The following is an 18,744-nucleotide window of genomic DNA, read 5'->3' as shown; positions in this document are numbered from 1 at the left end:
CTGCAGACTGGTTCGAACGCATCCTGAGGGGCCAGGCCGGCAACCCGGCCGCCCCAACGTCATGATCTTCATTTCTGAGTTGCGGCTTGTCGCCGGTAATGACTGGTGCGTGATCGTTCCTGATGGCGGCGTCGCCAGTCGGACCAGCCGAGTCGGTGGGCGATGTCGTGGAGAGGCTGAACGGCGACCGTGGTGAAGAGGCGATGAATCTCGTTGCAGGACAGTGAGGGACTCTGTCGGGGATCTTGAGGGCCTGGTTCATTTGCCTTGCCGCCACCAGCATTCCCAGGTCAGGTCGCGTGCGTCGAGGTAGTGCTGGAACGCTGTGAGACCTCTGGGGTGGTGGGGGTGCGTTCGTGAGGCGAGGCGTTCGATGTTGATGGCGATGCCGGTCAGGACGTGTTGGACGTGGGTCTTGCGGTGGCCGTGGTAGCGGCTTCGGTGGGCTTGGTGGGCGTTGACGAGTTCGCAGATGGTGCCTTCGACGCCGGACCGGGTGGCGTAGAGCCGTTTCCAGTGGGGGTCTTGCTGGGTCGGTGAGGTTGCGGGCCTGTAGTTCGTGCAGGCGGCGGGGGAGGAAGTTCACGGTGCGGGCGGACTTTCCCCGGGTGCAGGCAGGCCGGTCCGGGCAGGGGTCGCACTGACTTGAGGCGAACCGGGCGGCTGTGCAGGGCGCCATGGCGGGGGCCTCGACCCAGGTGGTGCTGGTCCGGCCGTTGGGGCAGGTGACCTGGTGCCGGTCGAAGTCGATGGTGAAGTCGTCGCGGGTGAAACCGGTCTGTTCCTTCTTCTGCCGTGCTCCGCCGGCCTTGACCGGTCCGACGAGCTGGATCCGGTGATGGCGTGCGGCGTCGTTCAGCAGGGCGGTGGAGATGTAGCCGCCGTCGACCAGGTGTTGGGCGGGCAGCAGTCGGCGGTCACGGAGTCGGGTGTGGATGCCGGGCAGGGCCTGGGTGTCCCGGGTGAGGCTGGTGGTGGCGATGTCCGTGATCAGGTTGACGCGGGCGTCGGTGTCGCAGGTCTCGGTGACGTGGACCAGGTAGCCGTTCCAGCGGGTGTTGCCCCGGACGGCCTGGCGGGCGTCCGGGTCGTAGGGCGAGATGATCCGGACTACTCCTTTGGGCCGGCCGTCCTTCTCGGTGCGGGGACGCAGGGCACCGCGGGCGTCGACGAGGAAGTTCTGCACCATGATCTGCCGCAGGGCCCCGGCTCGAGGACCACGCCGGTGGGGCGGCAGGCTCTGGAGGAGTTGGGGGGCGTCCGCTCCGGCCTGCTTGAGCCGGGTGACGGGGTGGCTGGGCTGGGCGGGCAGGCGGACCGGCCTGCCGTAACGGGTGGCCCAGTCGGCGTCCACCAGGTCGTCCAGGACGTCGGGGGTGTCCCGGGAGGCTTCCTCCAGCGCGGCGCGGACAGCTTCGAGGACCAGTTCCAGGCGGGTGAGTTCCCGGGCCGCGGCCAGAATCTGGGTGGAGTCGGTCCGCTGCCTTCCGCGTTCTTCGATCATTCCTGCGTCACGTATCCGGTCCAGGGCCAGGGACAGGAGCTGGTCGGCGCGGCCGTCCCGGCCGAGACGGTCACGGAAGTCCGTGAGCACGCTGTGGTGGAAGCCGGGGTCGTCCAGGTCCATCGCGAGGGCGTACTTGAAGTCGATCCGGCACCGCACCGCCTCGGCCGCCTGCCGGTCGGAGAGGTTGAGCAGGAGACCGCGGCACGCACACGGTGGCCGGCTGGGCCGGGGAGAGGCCGGGACGGCCATCGCGCGAATACCAGGAGACGAAGTCCTCATCGTCCCAGAGCCCGTCGAGGTGGTCACGCACCCACATGGCCGTGGTCCCACGAGGATTGCCGGCTCGGGCCGTCCGAGCCGTGAGCTCGGGCACCACCACGCCGGACAGGGGACGAACGGACACTGGCCACCTCGGGAAGACGGGGCTGTACAGGACCAGCCGAAGCATCCCGAACCGCCGGCACCCCTGTCCGCGGAACCTCAAGATCCCCGACAGAGTCCCTCACTGGGTGAGTTCGGCGCGGAGACGCTGGTACGGCACGACTCCTGGCGCTGGGCACACCGCGGAAAATCGTCGCCCTGGTCGCCGCGATGATCGCGGGATTGCGGCTGACCATGACCGCCATGGCCTGACGGGAAGTCAGCATGCACGCCGCCGTGGCCTCCGGCGTGGCCGTTGCCATCACCGTCGCGTACAGGCGATGGGCAACAGCACCGCTCTTCTTCGGCACCGTAGCCGCGAGTCGATCCTGGGCGCCGCTGCGGGACCACGCGACGACTCGGGTCATCACGCAGGTCACTCCGGGGGACGGCGGCCGCCGTAGTGCTCTCCGGGCCGCGCCGGCCGAAGCCAACCCGAGACCTCAAGGCCCTCCGAGCGTCGCTGCGGGAACCGAAGGCTTGAGGATCACCCCTGCAAATCGCGTAGACTCGTCGACCTCAGAGATCATTGGCCGCAGTTCCGCGAGAGGACAGACGAGGCTCCGGTTGGAGCCTCCAGCCCGCTCGCGGATTCTGCTTGTTCGGGCCGACAAGTTGCCTGCACCACAGCACTGTTTTTCCCTGTGGGGACGGTCACCTTGAGTGACCGATCGTGCCGCCTTGGTGATCGTCGGCCTAATGGGGCGTGGAGGGCAGTGCAGTGACAAAGGGGACGTATGGAGTTCCCTTGGAGCGGTCGGATTACCTCAAGCTTGATCCTCACCCCGACCATTGCGACGAGAACGGCTTCGCCGCGTGGGTGGAACGTCATCAGGGCGAGCGACTGGCCGTCGATCTCTTCACCGGTGCGGGCGGTCTGAGCCTGGGGATCCAGGAGGCCGGCTGGACCATGGCTGCCGGCGTCGACTTCGACGAGAGGGCACTGGAAACCCACGCCAGCAACTTTCCCGGCCTGAGCCTGCACATGGACCTCGGGGATCCACATGTCAGGAACCATCTGGTCGATGTGCTGTCCGTCGCCCGGGTGGACCTGGTGGCCGGAGGTCCTCCCTGCCAGCCCTTCAGCCGGGCCGGGCGCAGCAAGATTCGTGACCTGGTCCGCAATCACGGACGGGACCCGCAGGATCACCGCAAACAGCTCTGGCTGGCTTATCTCGATGTGGTAACCCAGGTCCGCCCTCGCGCTGTCCTCATGGAGAACGTGCCCGACATGGGGCTGGGCGACGATTTTGCGGTGATCCGGATCATCGAGGAGAAACTGGAGGACCTCGGCTACGCGACCCAGGTACGCCTGGTCGACGCCTGGCACCATGGCGTTCCCCAGCATCGGAAGCGGCTGATACTGCTTGCCCGGAACGATGTCGAGCACTTCGAGTGGGACGCGAAGAACGAGGAGAGTGTCACTCTGCGGCAGGCCATCTCAGATCTGCCGCGTTTCCAGGTCGTGGCACGTGAGCGCATCGGCGACCGAGAGCTGCCCTACCAGCAGCCCGCGGAACCGAACAGTTTTCTGGAACTCATGAGGCAGGAGGCTCCCGAAGGGGTCATCCACGACCACATGACCCGGCGGGTCCGCGAGGACGACTTGGAAATCTTCTCAGGTATGACCTCGAAGACTCTGTATTCGCAGATCCCCAAAGAACTGCAGCGGTATCGCGCCGACAATTTCACGGACAAGTACAAGCGGCTGGCCTGGGACGAACGAAGCCGGTCCATCACCGCGCACATCGCCAAGGACGGCTACTGGTACATCCATCCCGAGGACAACCGCACTCTCACCGTCCGTGAGGCTGCGCGTATCCAGACCTTCCCCGACCGGTTCCGCTTCGCCGGGACGCGCAGTGATGCCTTCAGGCAGATCGGTAATGCCGTTCCGCCGCTCCTGGGAAAGGCTGCGGCCAAGGCGGTTGCCCCTGCCCCCGAGCAGGCGGGAGGGGTCAATCCGCACTGGCGGCAGGTCCGTGACGAACTGAGTGACTGGGCGGAGAGCTCACGGCGCGAAGCCGGCTGGTACCAGTACCCCGGCCCGGAGATGCACTCCCCCCAGGCCGCGGTCGTGGCTCTGCTCTCGGCAAGCCGAGTCAAGCCTCATGAACTCGGGGACCTGATGGAGCTGGTCAGGGGCAAGAAGAGCATCTCGAGCAGGATGTTCGAGCAGCTCCTCAAGCAGGCGCCGACGCAGGCTGCCAAGGAAAGGCTGAGTCGTCTGCAGCCACTGGTGGACGAGCGGAGCATGTGGGGGGAAGAGCGAAAGAACGAGATCCCGGAGCGCCTCGGCTTCAAGCCGGCCGAAGAGGCCCTCTACACCCTGCTGCTCGGCGAGCAGGATTTGCTGCTCGTCACCCAGGGCGTCCTCCGCGTGGGCGCCCGCGTGAACGGCAGCGAGGCCGATCGCACCAACAGACTGACCGACGGGCGCATCAACCTCATCCGCCTGGTGGGCGCGGGAACCAACGCTTCCCTGCGGATGGCCGCGCTTCGGGTGGTCGGCAATGAATACTGCCGGACGAAGGATCCCCACTGCTCACTGTGTCCGCTGCGGAAGAACTGCGTGGGCAAGCCCTCGGGCGAGGACCTGTATTCCGCCACCTACGACAACGAGCTGGTGGCGGAATAAGGAGGGCGACCGATAGCAGCCTGATCCGGGCAGAGGTCCGCCCGGATCAGGCTCATGTCATGCTTGCTACCGGTCCTCCGGGCCGAAGCCCAGCTCGACAGCCTTCTCGTACACCGCCAGCGCCTGCCGGACTTGGTAGGGAGCGATCTCCGCACCGGTCTCCAGCTTGTTGGCCGCAGCAGTTGCCGCCTGCTGTTCCTTCAGCTCCATTCGGCGCGTTTCGCGCGCCCAGTCGGCCAAGGCGTGCCATTCGGCGGGCGGGATCTCCTGCAACCGGGCCAAGTGCTCCTCGTCCTCTTCCTGTGTATCGACCGCGAAGCCAACGGGTCGGTCGAGGAGTTCAGCAGCGAGTTCGTCCGGGACCTGCCAGTCGATGGCCCGGACGTCCTCCCAGCACTGTGGATTCTTGCCCCACTCTGTGGCGAGCCTTCCTTCCTGGATGACGGTGTCCTTCACCTGAGAGCAGAGGTCGTCGACGGCTTGGACGACGGCCGCACTCACTGTCTGCTCACGCCAGATACGGTCCAGGTCGATGCGCCGTTCCGTCGCTTCGCACAGACGTGCCATGGTGTAGGCAGTCACGACGGCCTTTTGACTACCCGCGCCGTGGGCCTTGGCGACCTTGTCGACCTCCTTGAAGAGGATGCCCATGGCGATGACCCGGCGGCAGTACTCCGCGTCGACGATCGGCGGGGTTTCCTTGACCCGCATCTGGAACTCCGCGAAGTTCTTCTGCGCGCCCCTGGCCACCCAGTACGGCAGGCTGTTCCACAGGTTCACGTACTTGGCGAGGTCCGACTTGGTGAACCGCTTCGCGGTCGGGTTGGCCAGCTTGAATTTCTTCTTGGCAGCCGGGGTCTCGTACTTCGCCTCTTCCACAGCGTAGGAGCCACGGGCGCGCTCGTACCACCAGCGGGTGTCCGGCCCACTGCCGTCCACGGACGGCGCCCACAAGGTGCGGCTGATGCGCTCGAAGTCGACATGGAACTTGTCGTTGGAGGAGAAGTCGACCAGCGTCACCTTGTTCTGCGTGTTCGAGTACTCGGAGATGCGCGGCACCATCTCCATGAGCTGGCCGGCGGGGACCAGGGTCAGTTTCATCTGGACACTGACACCGGAAAGATCGTTCTTGTCCCGGGTCAGGACGTGGTGAAGGGTGGCCGTGGTCTGCCCGCCGTTGACAATCTGTAGGCCGATCAACCGGCGGATGCCGGTCCGGTTGCCGTTGGCATCCTCCTCGAACTCCGCTTCCAGTGCCGTCGCGGTGATGCCGTTGTTATAGGCGAGAAAGAGGCCGGGCTCCTCGCGCAGTGTCTTGCGGATGCCGCCGTTGACCTTGCCCCGTGCTTGCAGGAAAGCCCGAACGTTGAGCTCGAGCAGCCGGGTCCGGTGTTCCTCGTACAATTCGGCAAGCCGCCGACCAGGGACGACGGCAAGAGCTACTGACAGGTCCGACCCATCGCTCTGCACGGAGAGGCAGGGCAGCGGCGGGTCGAACTCGACGACGATCGGTTCGCCGCCCGTGCCGGAAGTCTCGTGGCGGTACAGCCGTCCGAGGTCCCACAGGTGGTGTTCCACCGGCAGCCCGTCGAACTCCTGGGGTCCCGGCATGCTGCGCGCACTGGACTCGTAGTTGCTGAGGAGGAAGAGCCGGATCCGTGTGGCACCGACGAGTGCCTTCCCGACCCCCTCGCAGAGCTGGTGAATCTCTGTCGTCGGGTCGAAGTGGTCCTGGATCGAATCGGCTTTGCGGAGGAAGGCGAGCAGCCGCCTGTACTGACGATCCATGATCGTCTTGGTGAGTTTGTCGACCGTGGGCGTCAGGCTGAAGTCAGTGGTGTACAGGTCGAGGACCGTGCCGTCGTCGCTGTATCCGTAACCGAAGATCATCACCCCCGGTCCGTCGTGATAGGCAACGGTGGTGTTGGAGACGAACCCGCCCTCTTCCAGGATTTCGAGCACGTATCGGGTGAACGTCTTGGGGATGGAGCCGTCGTCGGCCTCCGCACGCGTCTGTATCTCGTTGGTGAGTGTGCGGGCGTAGTCGGCAAGGGACGCCTCAGCCATCGGTACCTCTGATCGCTCGGATGACCTCGTCGGTCGTCGTTCGGTGTTCTTCAAGTGCGCTGACACTGATTTCGTAGGAACAGTTGCCGACTCCTTCGGGGAGGTCCGTCTCCACGATGCGGGGGAAGCCGTCCCCGACATTCCACAGGTCGGTACGCCGCACGGTGTAGCGCGGTTCGTCGTAGAGGTCCCGCTGATGGGGGAGGTAGCCGGCCCAGGCCAGCCGGGTCTCGAACCTGGCCGCGACCGCGGCAATGTTCAGCGAAGCCCGGATGCCGGCCACCACGGAGTTGAGGCTCGTGCCCAGCCCGCCCCGGCGTTCGTCCAGAATCAGCCGGGCAAGGACCAGTCGTCGGACACCGCGGCCGTCCAACTGGCGCTCGCTGGTGACCCGAACCGTGGAAGGGTTCTTCTTCGCCGTCGCCTTCACCTCGACGGCGACGGCGGACGGAAGCTGGAAGTCCTGGTTGCTGCCCTCGGCCCCGGTCCACGAGTCCACCGCCTCATCGGCAGGCATTACCTTCATGAGGTGGTGGCGTAGGTAGTGCAGCTCACCGTAGAGCCCCAGCCGCGCTTCCTTGCCCAGACCTGTGGTACCGACGCTGCGCATCAGCTCCTGCCAGCGGGTGTACCGGCGAACCGCCTGCTCAAGGACAGTTTCCGGAGTCGCGTCCTTGGCGGTGCGGGCGATGTCCTCGGCGAGCGGCGTGAACACCTCCCGGAGGTCCCCGGCCGTGAGCGAGATCTGCAGTTCGAACTCGCGGTCGGTGAGCGAACTGCAGGAGAGACTCAGCCCCCGCGTCTCATGCAGTTCGGTAAGCAGAGGGCGTACCCGGTCCGCCGCGCGGGCACCGGCCCGGACCAACAGCATGCGCTGCCGTCCGGGGTGTGTCACCCCGATGTGGATGTCGTGGAGCGACTCCGGGTACAGGCGGCGGGTGGAGCGACCCCGGCTCTGCTGAGGGATCTCCAGCTTCCGCCAGAGGTCTTCGTCGATCACTCGTCCTCCTCAGCGTCATCGGAGTCGGTCTGACTGAACCATGTGGGATTGACCACGTACTCCTTGGCACTGTCGATGTTCGACTTCGGAAAGCTCGCGGCGAAGCCGACGAGCGGCACCTGCAGCTTGGCGCTATCAGGAGGCTCGATGACGTACAGCAGAAGGAGGGGCTGGTCAAGACGGCGCTGCATGCGGATCTGCAGACTGGAGGGCAGCGCAGGATCCCGGAGCTCACCGTTGCGCTTCGTCTCGTTCTTCTTCCTGGCCAGCCTCTTGGTGCGTTCGAGAGCCGTCTTCCACTGCTCCTCGTCCAGATCAAGACCCTCGTCCCTGGGGCTCAGCACACGCTTGACAACGTGCCGCTCAACGGACTGCTGGACGGTCTTCGAGGCCGCGCGAACAACGGGCCCGATCCGGTGACCAGCGACATCGACCGACGAGGAGGTTTCGCGCCGGGACACCACACGCACCGTCCACCGGTCCAGCTCCCCGAACTTGGCATGGTGGCGGATATAGCCGGCGAGGGCGTCGGGACGGATACGGTGCACATTGGGGTCCGCCTTGTAGGCGTCGAAAAACCCTGCCGCCACCGTCTCCGCCGGAATGCCGGACCAGACAAGGCTTCCGCTCGCCGGATCCGGTTGTGGTTCCGAGTACTGAAGCAACTTCTCGGCGAAACTCTGCAGCGTCCGGAAGTTCTTCTCCGGAACGCCGCCGAGCAGGGGGAACGTGGTGGTCTCAGCAAGTTCTCCAGAGTAGCTGAGGCGGACCCGGGTGCCCTGACGCATTTTGTTGGCCGCTGTGATGGTGAGGCCGAGGGACGACGTGCGTACCTTCAGGCCAAACTGCCGGGGGGTGAGGCCGAGGACGGACATCTCCTCGACCTCGCGCCGCAGTTCGTCGGTGGCTTCGGTGATCTCCTGATAGGCAGACTCCAGCTCCGCGGTCGTGTAAAGGCGGCACAAGTCCTCGTAGCCCGGCCGATAGCCGAACCAGCGGCCCATCTGCAGCAGGGTGTCGTAGGTCTTGGCGAACCGCAGGTAGTAGCTGATCGACAGCCCTTCGAGCGTCAGGCCGCGGGACAGCTTCTGGCCGCCAACGGCGATGACGTACAGGCCGGTCTTCCGGGTCGTGTAGTAGTCGAGCGCATCCTTGGCGACACCGTTGATGGCCTTGACCTGGATCTTGTGGAGGGCCGGCAGGATCTCGGCATCCACCTGTTCCCAGGCGACTCTGGGGGCCTCGTCCTTGGGGAAGTGGGAGGTCGTCGTCTCGAAGTCCTTTTCCCAGAACTCCCGGAGTTCCTTCCTGACCTGCTCCGAGGAAGTGCCGTAGCGGTCCTGCAGACTGTGCCGCATCATCCGCACGTAGTCGTCGACCTGCTCGGTCACATGGTGCTGCACGTTGGTGAACCGGGTGACGTGGACCAGCATCGAGTTGTGCTCGTACTCCTGTCCACGAGCCCGGCGCGTGGCGCAGGCAAGGACGAAGGAGTGGATGGCGTCGACCAGGCTGTCCGGCAGATTGCCCGTCGGCCTGTAGTCGGACTTGTGCTTGGCAGGGATCCACGAGGCAGTGTCCTGCGCGTACCGCACTAGCGGCAGCGGTTCGATGTCGTCCTCTTCCTCCCGGTAGGCCGTCAGCCCGAACAGTCTCTCCGGACCGAGGTAATTGGAGGGTGAGGGCAGCGTCCGGATGAAGCTCTCGGGGAAGAGGTCCTCGCCGACAGCATCGTTCTTCGCGTCGGGGTCTATGTAGATGTTCGCGTACGGCGTGGCCGTGTAGCCGACGTACGCCGCGCGGTCGAAGCTGCTCAACAGCTCACGCATACAGGCGTTGATCTTCGTCGGGTCGTCGTCGATCTCGGAGGTGTTGATGGACGCGTTGTCCGCCTCGTCATCGATGACGAAGAGCGGAATCTCCCGGACGATCTTCCGCCCGGTCTTCAGGCCTTCCACACCGTGGTTCTCGGTCACCCAACGGCGCAGGTGGTCGATGATCCTCGGGTGCTTCTTGACCACGAGCACGATGGGGAAGTGGCCGATCGGAAGGTTCGCCTTGGAGGCGGTCTTCTGGTCGAAATCGCCCTGCTCCGCGCTGTTGGTCAGGGAGGCCACTGCCAACCGTTCCTCGCCGGAAAGAGCACCCACGCCGATGTAACGGTTGGCGCCTTCCTGGTCGGACCTCAGCTGGTACTGGGTGTCGAAGCCGAGCAGGCCCTCGTCCATCCGCAACTGGGTCTGCGACCGAAGGTCGTTGTGAATACCGGCGAAGACGACGATGAGCCGGTAGCCGGCGTCGGCTGCCTTCGCCGCGAGGCCGATGAACTGTCCGGTCTTGCCCGACTGAACCTGTCCAATCACCAGCCCAGTACGCCGCCACTTTCCGGAGCGCCGGGGGTCCTCCAAGGCTCCGAGAACGTCGTCCGTGGTGCGGTCGATGCTCCGTACTACCGACAGTGGCATGTTGCGGACCCAGCTCAAATACCGCTGGTAGCGGAGCCAGAAAGGCCAAGGACGGTCGTTCTTGGCGTCCGGCAACCACGGGACGTGATCGGTGTCGTCGCTCAGGGCGGCCGAGCTCTCCTGAAAGACGTTCGTCCGCGCCTCGACGAGTTTGCGGAGTTCCGCGGCGTCGACCATAACGCCGTTGAGGTTCGCGACCATCACTCCGCCGGTGACCGCCTTGGTCACCTCCTCGGAGGTGGCCTGCCGGTCTTCCGGGAGCAGCTGGACCGCAACCTTCAGCGCGTAGGCCATGTCGTCGCGAACGACCGAATCCACAGATGCCTCCATGTAGGCAGATTTCCGGTCAGCAGGCGGGGAAGCTACGCCCCGCCGCCGGCAAGGCGTCAGGCGGTCCAAAAACCTTCGAGTTGATCGAAGGGCTGGGTGGTTCGGATGACCTGCAAAGCGTCGCTCCGGGACCGTCCCTGGGAAAGGAAGATGTCGAGCATCCGCTGGGCCACCTCGACGGCTTCCGGAGTCGCCTTCACCGTGCCGCCGAAGGGCTCCGGGTCGTCTGCGGTGTCGGGTTCGTGCAGAACCCGCAACGCCGACACCGGAACAGTTTCCTCAAGCAGGCGCAGCAGAGCACGGACATCGGCCGGTTCGTTTCCACCGCTTTGGAGGACAGCTTGGACCAGCGGATGGTTGCGGTTGATCCGACAGTTCACCGTGTTGTTGTCGCGGCTGACCTTCCACGCGAACTGCAGGTCGCCGGACCGCTGCCTCGCAGAGATGCGGCCTTTGTGCTTCACGGTTGCGGCGGCCTCGGTACGCGCCGACCGAGCGATGCGTGCCAGATGCCGGCGCAGCGGGACGGGCGGCACGACCGCCGCCTTCCGCACGTCGACCTGCCACTGGCTGTCCGTTTCCGCAGGGATGTCGATCGCGATACGAGCGAGGTTGTATTTCTCCTCGCGCCGCAGACCACGGATTCCGAGCCAGCTGCCTGCCAGGATGAGCCGGTCCCGCCGATACACGTAGAAGCCCTGCTGCCGGAGCCATCCCTTGGGGCCACCGGAGCCTTCAGCCTCATCTTGGGTGAGTCGCTGCAGGCCGGGCAGAACGTAGGGCCTGACCTTCACCCAGTGACCGTCGAGCGGGAGCTTCTCGTCCGGCAGGCGCCGGACCGATGGGTGGGACGACAGAAACGGGTCCCACGGCTGCACGGATTCCCCGGCCACCCGGAGCGTCAGGGCCGCGGATCCGGTGAGGAAGCGTGCGAAGACGAGCCCGAGGTGGTTGCTCACCTTCGGGATCTCGTCGTAGAAGCCCTGCTGGGTCTTTTTGTCACCGGCAGACACCTGAAGGTATCCGTTCAGTCGCTGCCAGAGCACGACGGTGCCGTGCCTCCGGTTGCGCGTGAGCCGTTCCAGCACGGCGCCGGCCTCGGCAGGTGGCTCACGCAGCAGTCGCCACTCGCCGGTCTCCTCGACCACATCCAAGTCCCAGGTACGCGTCGTCCAGGGGCCCTCCTTCTCGGCGGTGCAAACCGTCAGCAGTCGGCACTGGGAGAACGAGGCGGACTTGAGACCCACGCCGTAGCGACCCAGGTCCCTCTTGGTTCGGTCCTTCGCCGACCAGCGTGCAGCCACCGTCATGGCAGTGACCAGCCCGTCCTCGGACATGCCTCGACCGTCGTCGATGATGGCAGCCCATGATTCAGGGCCCTCCCAGGTGAACTCCACATCGATGGTGCTGGCACCTGCGGAGACGCTGTTGTCCACCAGGTCCGCGACGGCATCGGGCAGCGAGTAGCCGAGCGAACTCAGCGACGCCACCATGCCCACTGCTTTGGGCGGCGCAAGGTCGTACTTCATGTGTGTATCCCCCCTGGCTCTGAACGCGGTTGGTCAGTGACCGCGCTCCCCTGGCAGCCGCCTGGGCCGGAAAGAGCCTTCCCGTTTCGGACCGCAGACGGCTGGGAATCCATCCGGGGTCTACTCAGAAGGTCATGGTATCCCCTTGCCCCGTACGGGGTGTCTGCTCAGTGGCTGACGACCTGTACGCCGACGTGCGGCCGACACTCGCCCAACTCCGTTTAGACGGCCTATGGCTGAGCATTGCTTGGGAACCAAACCATGCGGGCCGGCGGGATCCCGTGCGAGCTGTTCACCGGCAACGTGGACCTGATCGGTACCTCTGATGACCGGGGTGCGCCAAAGCTGGAGCCGGAGTCCTTCCGGCGGGTCGCCAAGGTGACGCCGTTCGAGAACTACGAGATCCTGTACGCCAGTGACCGGGTTGACAACGACATCCGCCCAGCCGTCGCAACAGACATCGCGGCCGGGAAGCAATGCGTTCCGGAACGCCGTCGGCGACGGGCCACATCAGTCGCCGGGTGACCTTGGCCCTGCCCGCGAGCGGATCCGGCGCCGCCCGGCCTACGGCCGCTCGGCGAGCAGGGACGGCGCCTCCGGCGGGGCGGGCGGCAGCGCGGTCCCGGAGCGCCGCAGGACCAGCAGGGCGACGTCGTCCGGCAGACGGCCGCCCGCGTGCTTCATCAGCCCGTCGCGGATGCGGGCGACCAGTTCCTGCGGCTCCGGCTGCCGGGCCCGCACGATCGAGGCGACGGAGGCGGCGAGGGGGAAGGGTTCCCCTTCCGGGCTTCTGGCGTCCTCCGCGCCGTCGGTGAACATCAGCAGCGCCTCGCCGGGGGCGAGACGGTCCTGGTCGACCGGCACCTGCTCCGTTACGGGTTCGGCCATGCCCAGCGGCATCGAGAGCCGTGGGGGCTCGAGTTCCCGCACCTGCACGGTGCCGTCCGGGCCGGGCGCGGTCCGCAGCGGCCACGGATGCCCGCAGTTGACCGTGCGTACGGCGCCGTCCTCCTGGAGCTCCACGAGGAGCAGCGTGACGAACTCCTCGTCGCCCAGGCCGTCGGGGTCTCCGGAGCCGGCTGTCTGCAGGTGGCGGTGGAAGGCGCGCTCCATGCGGCGCAGCACCCCGTCCAGGCCGGGCTCGTCGTGGGCGGCCTCCCGGAAGCTGCCGAGCAGTGCCGCCACCGTGCCGAGGGCGGGCAGGCCGTGGCCGCGGACGTCGCCGAGCACGGCCCGCAGCCCGTACGGCGTGCCGAGGACCTCGTAGAGGTCTCCGCCGACCTTGGCCCCGTGGGTGGCCGACAGGTACTCGCCGGCCACGCCGACCGTGCCGACCGCGGCGGGCAGCGGGCGCAGCAGGGCCTGCTGGGCGGCCTCGGCGATCTCCCGGGTGCGGTCCAGCTCGTTCTGGAGGCGGTCGCTGCGGTTGCGGCTGAAGTAGCTGATCACCGAGACGGCCAGGATCGACAGCAGGATGCCCACCGGGGCACCCGGTGTGACCGTGCCGAGGAGGATCAGCAGGCCGAGTCCGGCGACGGCGCAGACCGTCGCCCGCAGCACGCACCTGCGGCGGGCGGTGCTCACGCAGGCGACCGCGGGAGCGGCGGCGAGGAGCTGTGCGAGGTGGGCGCCCCTGGGGAGCGCCAGTTCCGCGGCGCAGACCCCGAGGACCCAGACCAGGGGAAGGACGTCGAGGCCGAAGTGCGCCAGGCGCACAGCGGTCCGGATGGTGGTGGTCCCGGGCCGGTCGATGGTCATGCCGTCGGCTCTCTCTCGAGCTGTGTCCCGGTCGATTGTGGTCGTAACAGGACCGGAGATCGGCATGATAGAAGCATCCTTCACCCCCATGGGTGAAAACCAGACGGATGGACGCCGGCGCCGGGCGAATGTTCGCCCGGCGCCGGCGTCCACGGGCTCAGGCGCCCCGCAGCACCGCTCCGGTGCGCTCGGCGGCGACCGCGACGGCGGCGTCGCGGGAGGCCGAGGCCTCCTCCACCGTCAGCGTCCGGTCGGGGGCGCGGAAGCGCAGCGCGTAGGCCAGGGACTTCTTGCCCTCGCCCACCTGCTCGCCGGTGAAGACGTCGAACAGGCGCACCGCCTCCAGCAGGTCGCCCGCGCCCTCGCGCAGCGCCGCCTCGACGTCGGCGGCGGGCACGGAGGCGTCGACGACGAGCGCGACGTCCTGGGTGGCCACCGGGAAGGCGGACACCCGGCGGGCCTGCACCGGCCCCTCGGACGCGCCGCGGACCCGGTCCAGGTCCAGCTCGGCCGCGGCGGTCCGCTCGGGCAGGTGCAGTGCCTTGACGACCCGCGGGTGCAGCTCGCCGGCGTGGCCGACGAGCAGCTCCTCGCCGCCGGAGCGGACGAACAGGGCGGCGCAGCGGCCGGGGTGCCAGGGCGCGTGCCGGTCCTGGCGCACGATCAGCTCCACCCCGGCCTCGCGGGCCACGGTGCGTGCGGCCTCGACCGCGTCGGCCCAGCCCGCCGGGCGCGCCGGGCCCCACCAGCCGGAGGGCTCGCGGGCGCCGGCCAGCACGACGGCGACGTGCCGGGGCTGGGCGGGCAGCGCGGCGTCGAGGGAGGCGAGCTCCTCGGCGGTCGGACGGCGGTCGACCCGCAGCCTCGGCGGGGCCTGCTCGTCGCCGCTCGGCCGGAAGACCAGGCCGGTCTCGAACAGGGCCAGGTCGTGGCTGCCCCGGCCGTCGTTGCGGCGCAGGGTGGCCAGCAGGCCGGGGAGCAGCGTGGTGCGCAGCTCCGGCTCCTCGTCGGAGAGCGGGTTGGCCAGGCGCACCGTGCGGCGGCGGGCGTCGTCCGCCTCCAGGCCCAGGGCGTCGAAGGCCTGCTGCCCGAGGAACGGGTAGTTCAGCGCCTCCACGTAGCCGGCGCCGGCCAGGGCGCGGCCGACGCGGCGCAGCAGCCGCTGGGGCTCGGTGAGACCGCGCCCCGAGGGCAGCTTCGGCATGGTGGAGGGCAGCTTCTCGTAGCCCTCGAGCCGGACGACCTCCTCGGCGAGGTCGTTGGGGTCGGTCAGGTCGGGGCGCCAGCTCGGCACGGTGACGACCAGCTCGTCGGTGCCGCGCACGTCGCAGCCGACCTCCTGGAGGCGGCGCACGACCTTCTCCCGCCCGTACACGGTGCCCGCCACCCTGTCGGGGTGGTCGGCGGCCATGGTGACGGTGCGCGGCGCGGACTCGGCGGCCACCTCGGTGACGCCGGCCTCGGCGGACCCGCCGGCCAGCAGCACCAGCAGGTCGACGGTGCGCTGGGCCGCGGCGGAGGCGGCCTCGGGGTCGACGCCGCGCTCGAAGCGCCGGGACGCCTCGGAGGACAGCTTGTGCCGGCGGGCGGTGCGGGCGATCGAGACGGCGTCGAAGTGCGCGGCCTCGATCACGACCTCGCGGGTGCCGCCGCCCTCTTCCCCCTGGTCGGCGATCTCGGTGTTCGCGCCGCCCATGACGCCGGCCAGGCCGATCGGGCCGGTCCCGTCGGTGATCACCAGGTCCTCGGGGTCGAGGACGCGCTCGACGCCGTCGAGGGTGGTGAGCCTCTCCCCCGCGGCCGCCCGGCGGACGCCGATGGTGCCGCTGACGCGGGAGCGGTCGTAGGCGTGCAGCGGCTGGCCGATCTCGAGCATCACGTAGTTGGTGACGTCGACGGCGAGCGAGACCGGGCGCATGCCGGCCTTCTGCAGGCGCCGCTGGAGCCAGATCGGGGAGGCCGCCTCGGGGTCGATGCCGGTCACCGTGCGGGCGGTGAAGCGGGAGCAGCCGACCGGGTCCGAGACCTGCACCGGGTAGCCGTGGGCGTTGGGGCGGGGCACGTCCAGCAGCGCCGGGTCGCGCAGCGGGAGGCCGTAGACGGTCGCGGCCTCCCGGGCGATGCCGCGCATCGACAGGCAGTAGCCGCGGTCGGGGGTGACCGCGATGTCGAGGACCTCGTCGACCAGCTCGAGCAGCTCGATCGCGTCGGTGCCCGGCTCGTACTCCGGGGGGAGCACGATGATGCCGTCGTGGTCGTCGCCCATGCCCAGTTCGCGGGCGGAGCAGATCATGCCGTGGCTGTTGCGGCCGTAGGTCTTGCGGGCGGAGATCTCGAAGCCGCCGGGCAGCACGCCGCCGGGCAGCACGACGACGACCTTGTCGCCGACCGCGAAGTTCCGGGCGCCGCAGACGATCTCCTGCGGCTCGCCGGTGCCGTTGGCGCCGCCGACGTCGACGGTGCAGAAGCGGATGGGCTTCTTGAAGCCGGTCAGCTCCTCGATCGTGAGCACCTGCCCGACGACCAGGGGGCCCTTGAGGCCGGCGCCGACCTGCTCGACCGTCTCGACCTCCAGGCCTGCGGCCACGAGCTTCGCCTGCACCTCACGGCCGGTCTCACCGGCGGGCAGGTCGACGTACTCCCGCAGCCAGGAAAGCGGGACCCGCATCAGATCTCCATCCCGAACGGGAGGGCGAAGCGCACGTCGCCCTCCACCATGTCTCGCATGTCCTCGACGTTGTGGCGGAACATCAGCATCCGCTCGATGCCGAAGCCGAAGGCGAACCCGCTGTACTTCTCCGGGTCGATGCCGCAGGCGGTCAGCACCCGCGGGTTGACCATGCCGCAGCCGCCGAGCTCGATCCAGCCCTCGGAGGAGCAGGTGCGGCAGGGGCGGTCGGGGTCGCCCACGGACTCGCCGTGGCAGACGAAGCACTCCATGTCCATCTCGGCCGACGGCTCGGTGAACGGGAAGTACGACGGGCGCAGGCGGGTGCGCAGGCCCTCGCCGAAGAGCGCCTGCACCATGTGGTCCAGGGTGCCCTTCAGGTCCGCCATGGTCAGGCCCTCGTCGATGGCGAGGAGCTCGATCTGGTGGAAGACGGGGGTGTGGGTGGCGTCCAGCTCGTCGGTGCGGAAGACCCGGCCGGGGCAGACGATGTACACCGGGGGCTCGCGGTCGATCATCGAGCGGGCCTGCACCGGGGAGGTGTGGGTGCGCAGCACGACGCCGGACTCCGCCTCGCCGCCGGGGCCGGCCACGAAGAAGGTGTCCTGCATGGTGCGGGCCGGGTGGTCCGGCAGGAAGTTCAGTGCGTCGAAGTTGAACCACTCGGCCTCGACCTCGGGCCCCTCGGCGACCTCGTAGCCCATGGCCACGAAGACGTCGGCGATCCGCTCGGCCAGGGTGGTCAGCGGGTGCCGGGCGCCGGCCGGGGTGCGGTCGTAGGGCAGGGTGACGTCCACCGCCTCCTCGACCAGCACGCGGGCGTCCCGCTCCGCCTCCAGCTCCTCCTGGCGGGCCTTGAGCGCCTGGTTGACCGCGCCGCGGGCCTGGCCCACGCGCTTGCCCGCGTCCGCCTTGGCGTGCGGGGGCAGTGCGCCGATCTCGCGGTTGGCCAGGGCCAGCGGGGAGCGGTCCCCGGTGTGCGCGGTCTTCACCTCGCGCAGCGCCTCGAGGTCGGCGGCCGCCGCGACGGCGGCGAGCGCCTCGTCGCGCATCCGGGCGACTTCTTCCGGTTTCAGTGCCTCGACCTCGACAGGGTCGTACGACTTGTTGGGTGCCGACATCTCTTCCCGTGCTTCCGATTGGCTGTGCTCGGCCCGCGCCGACGCCGGCCGACGCCAAGTGACGAGTCTACTGGTCGTTCTCTCCCCGAAAGCCCGCGGTGACGGTCAGGCCATGTGGGCCGGCACCGCCGCGGGCAGGGTGAACCGGAACCGCGCGCCGCCCCCGGGGGCGCGGCCGATGTCGATGGTGCCCCCGTGGGCCTCGACGATGCCCTTGACGATGTACAGGCCCAGGCCCGTCCCGCCGCGCTTGCTGCCCCGCCAGAAGCGGGTGAAGACGCGCGGCATCGAGTCCTCGGGGATGCCGGGGCCCTCGTCGCTCACGGTGACCGCCGTCCCTTCCGCTCCGCAGGCCGGTTCCACCTCGATGGTGACGGTTCCCTCGCCGTGGCGCACCGCGTTTTCCAGCAGGTTGCCCAGGATCTGGTCGACCTTGTCGGGATCCGCCCACAGGGCCGGCAGCCCGGGTGCCACGGCGACCTCGAACCGGTCGGCCGCCAGCCCCGCGGCCACGTGCGCCCCGACGTGCCGCCGCACCGCCGCGGGCATGTCGACCGGCTGGCGGCGCACCTCCAGGCGGCCCGCGTCGATGCGGGAGATGTCCAGCAGTTCGGCGATGAGCCGGGTGACCCGGTCGGCGTCGGCGTCGACGGTCTCCAGCATCAGCCGCTTCTGGTCGTCGGTGAACCGCTCCCACTTGGCGAGCAGGGTGGCGGTGAAGCCCTTGACGGAGGTGAGCGGGGAGCGCAGCTCGTGGGCGACGGTGGCGATCAGCTCGGCGTGGCTGCGCTCGGTGCGGCGCCGGGCCTCGGTGCCGCGCAGGGACACCACGACCCTGTCGACCGGCCCCAGGCGGTGGGCGCGCACGTAGCGGGCGGAGACCAGCACCTCGCGCCCGCCGGGCAGCAGCAGGTTGCGCTCGGGCTGGCCGGTGCGGGTGCGCAGCCCCCCGTAGGGGTCGGTGCAGGCCCACCAGCGGCGGCCGTCGAGGTCCTCCAGCGGCAGCGCCTCGGCGAGCGGTCGGCCCAGGGCGTCCCCGGGCCTGCGGGCGGTGATGCGCGCGGCGGCGGCGTTGAAGCAGACGACGAGGCCGCGCTCGTCGGCGACGACGAGGCCGTCCGGCAGGTCGTCGGGGACCAGTCCTGCCGCGCCCGTCCCCGAAGGGCGGCCGGCGGCGCCGTCCGTGCAGGTGTCCGCGTCGCGCGGAGAGCCCATTCCCCAGTTCCCCCTTCGGACCTTCG

General features: G+C 68.5%; 9 protein-coding genes and 4 pseudogenes. 2 read left to right on the top strand and 11 right to left on the bottom strand.

Annotation, left to right across the window (positions count from 1 at the left end; translation table 11 throughout):
* Positions 1 to 68: 68 nt before the first annotated feature.
* The 3 pseudogenes from GQS52_RS27990 to GQS52_RS23085 form a co-directional block, all read right to left on the bottom strand.
* Positions 69 to 224, bottom strand: a pseudogene (locus tag GQS52_RS27990) (IS701 family transposase); the annotation flags it as partial.
* Positions 225 to 258: 34 nt separating this feature from the next.
* Positions 259 to 501: pseudogene (locus GQS52_RS27985) on the bottom strand (transposase); the annotation flags it as partial.
* 121 nt (positions 502 to 622) lie between these two features.
* Positions 623 to 1,756 (bottom strand): annotated as a pseudogene (locus GQS52_RS23085) (transposase); the annotation flags it as partial.
* Between the two features lie 919 nt (positions 1,757 to 2,675).
* Here GQS52_RS23085 and GQS52_RS23080 point away from each other — a divergent pair.
* Positions 2,676 to 4,565, top strand: coding sequence for a DNA cytosine methyltransferase (locus GQS52_RS23080; protein WP_259370929.1), 1,890 nt, complete (start codon positions 2,676 to 2,678; stop codon positions 4,563 to 4,565).
* Positions 4,566 to 4,631: 66 nt separating this feature from the next.
* Here the strand turns inward: GQS52_RS23080 and GQS52_RS23075 are convergent, their stop codons facing one another.
* Genes GQS52_RS23075 through GQS52_RS23060 form a run of 4 tightly spaced genes read right to left on the bottom strand, consistent with a single transcriptional unit; the run spans position 4,632 to position 11,956 of the window.
* The gene (locus GQS52_RS23075) at positions 4,632 to 6,632 is read right to left on the bottom strand and encodes an AIPR family protein (RefSeq protein WP_182315241.1); all 2,001 of its coding nucleotides are present in this window, start codon (positions 6,630 to 6,632) and stop codon (positions 4,632 to 4,634) included.
* A complete protein-coding gene (locus tag GQS52_RS23070; protein ID WP_182315239.1) occupies positions 6,625 to 7,632 on the bottom strand; it encodes a PD-(D/E)XK motif protein in 1,008 nt (335 codons plus the stop codon). Before GQS52_RS23070 ends, GQS52_RS23075 begins: the two co-directional genes overlap by 8 nt.
* Positions 7,629 to 10,427, bottom strand: coding sequence for a Z1 domain-containing protein (locus tag GQS52_RS23065; protein ID WP_259370928.1), 2,799 nt, complete (start codon positions 10,425 to 10,427; stop codon positions 7,629 to 7,631). The genes GQS52_RS23070 and GQS52_RS23065 overlap by 4 nt, the downstream gene beginning before the upstream one ends.
* 56 nt (positions 10,428 to 10,483) lie before the next feature.
* Complete coding sequence (locus GQS52_RS23060; RefSeq protein ID WP_182315237.1) at positions 10,484 to 11,956, bottom strand: ATP-binding protein; 1,473 nt, start codon at positions 11,954 to 11,956, stop codon at positions 10,484 to 10,486.
* Between the two features lie 179 nt (positions 11,957 to 12,135).
* Between GQS52_RS23060 and GQS52_RS23055 the strand changes: the two are divergent.
* A pseudogene (locus GQS52_RS23055) lies at positions 12,136 to 12,406 on the top strand (haloacid dehalogenase); the annotation flags it as partial.
* A 114-nt stretch (positions 12,407 to 12,520) separates the two neighbouring features.
* On the opposite strand, the gene GQS52_RS23050 reads toward GQS52_RS23055, so the two are convergent.
* The 4 genes from GQS52_RS23050 to GQS52_RS23035 all read right to left on the bottom strand — a co-directional run bounded on the left by GQS52_RS23050 (position 12,521) and on the right by GQS52_RS23035 (position 18,718).
* Positions 12,521 to 13,714: a PP2C family protein-serine/threonine phosphatase gene (locus GQS52_RS23050; RefSeq protein ID WP_182315236.1), complete on the bottom strand. Its 1,194-nt coding sequence runs from the start codon at positions 13,712 to 13,714 to the stop codon at positions 12,521 to 12,523.
* Between the two features lie 157 nt (positions 13,715 to 13,871).
* Positions 13,872 to 16,382, bottom strand: coding sequence for a phenylalanine--tRNA ligase subunit beta (gene pheT / locus GQS52_RS23045; RefSeq protein WP_182315234.1), 2,511 nt, complete (start codon positions 16,380 to 16,382; stop codon positions 13,872 to 13,874).
* Positions 16,382 to 17,503 (bottom strand): phenylalanine--tRNA ligase subunit alpha, encoded by a 1,122-nt coding sequence (gene pheS / locus GQS52_RS23040; protein WP_182315233.1) that lies wholly within the window; start codon positions 17,501 to 17,503, stop codon positions 16,382 to 16,384. The genes pheT and pheS overlap by 1 nt, the downstream gene beginning before the upstream one ends.
* Before the next feature lie 105 nt (positions 17,504 to 17,608).
* On the bottom strand, positions 17,609 to 18,718 hold the full coding sequence (locus GQS52_RS23035) for a HAMP domain-containing sensor histidine kinase (protein ID WP_182315232.1): 1,110 nt from the start codon (positions 18,716 to 18,718) through the stop codon (positions 17,609 to 17,611).
* Between the last annotated feature and the right edge of the window lie 26 nt (positions 18,719 to 18,744).

This window comes from Streptomyces sp. SCUT-3, from assembly GCF_014083985.1.
Taxonomy (GTDB): Bacteria; Actinomycetota; Actinomycetes; order Streptomycetales; family Streptomycetaceae; genus Streptomyces_H; species Streptomyces_H thermolineatus.
The sequence above is the reverse complement of the archived record's forward strand: the minus strand, read 5'-3'. Positions and strand labels throughout refer to the sequence as shown.

Coding starts and splice junctions, on each gene's coding strand:
- GQS52_RS23075 (WP_182315241.1), bottom strand. CDS start 6,632: ATGGCTGAGGCGTCCCTTGCCGACTACGCCCGCACACTCACCAACGAG.
- GQS52_RS23065 (WP_259370928.1), bottom strand. CDS start 10,427: ATGGAGGCATCTGTGGATTCGGTCGTTCGCGACGACATGGCCTACGCG.
- GQS52_RS23060 (WP_182315237.1), bottom strand. CDS start 11,956: ATGAAGTACGACCTTGCGCCGCCCAAAGCAGTGGGCATGGTGGCGTCG.
- GQS52_RS23050 (WP_182315236.1), bottom strand. CDS start 13,714: ATGACCATCGACCGGCCCGGGACCACCACCATCCGGACCGCTGTGCGC.
- pheT (WP_182315234.1), bottom strand. CDS start 16,382: ATGCGGGTCCCGCTTTCCTGGCTGCGGGAGTACGTCGACCTGCCCGCC.
- pheS (WP_182315233.1), bottom strand. CDS start 17,503: ATGTCGGCACCCAACAAGTCGTACGACCCTGTCGAGGTCGAGGCACTG.
- GQS52_RS23035 (WP_182315232.1), bottom strand. CDS start 18,718: ATGGGCTCTCCGCGCGACGCGGACACCTGCACGGACGGCGCCGCCGGC.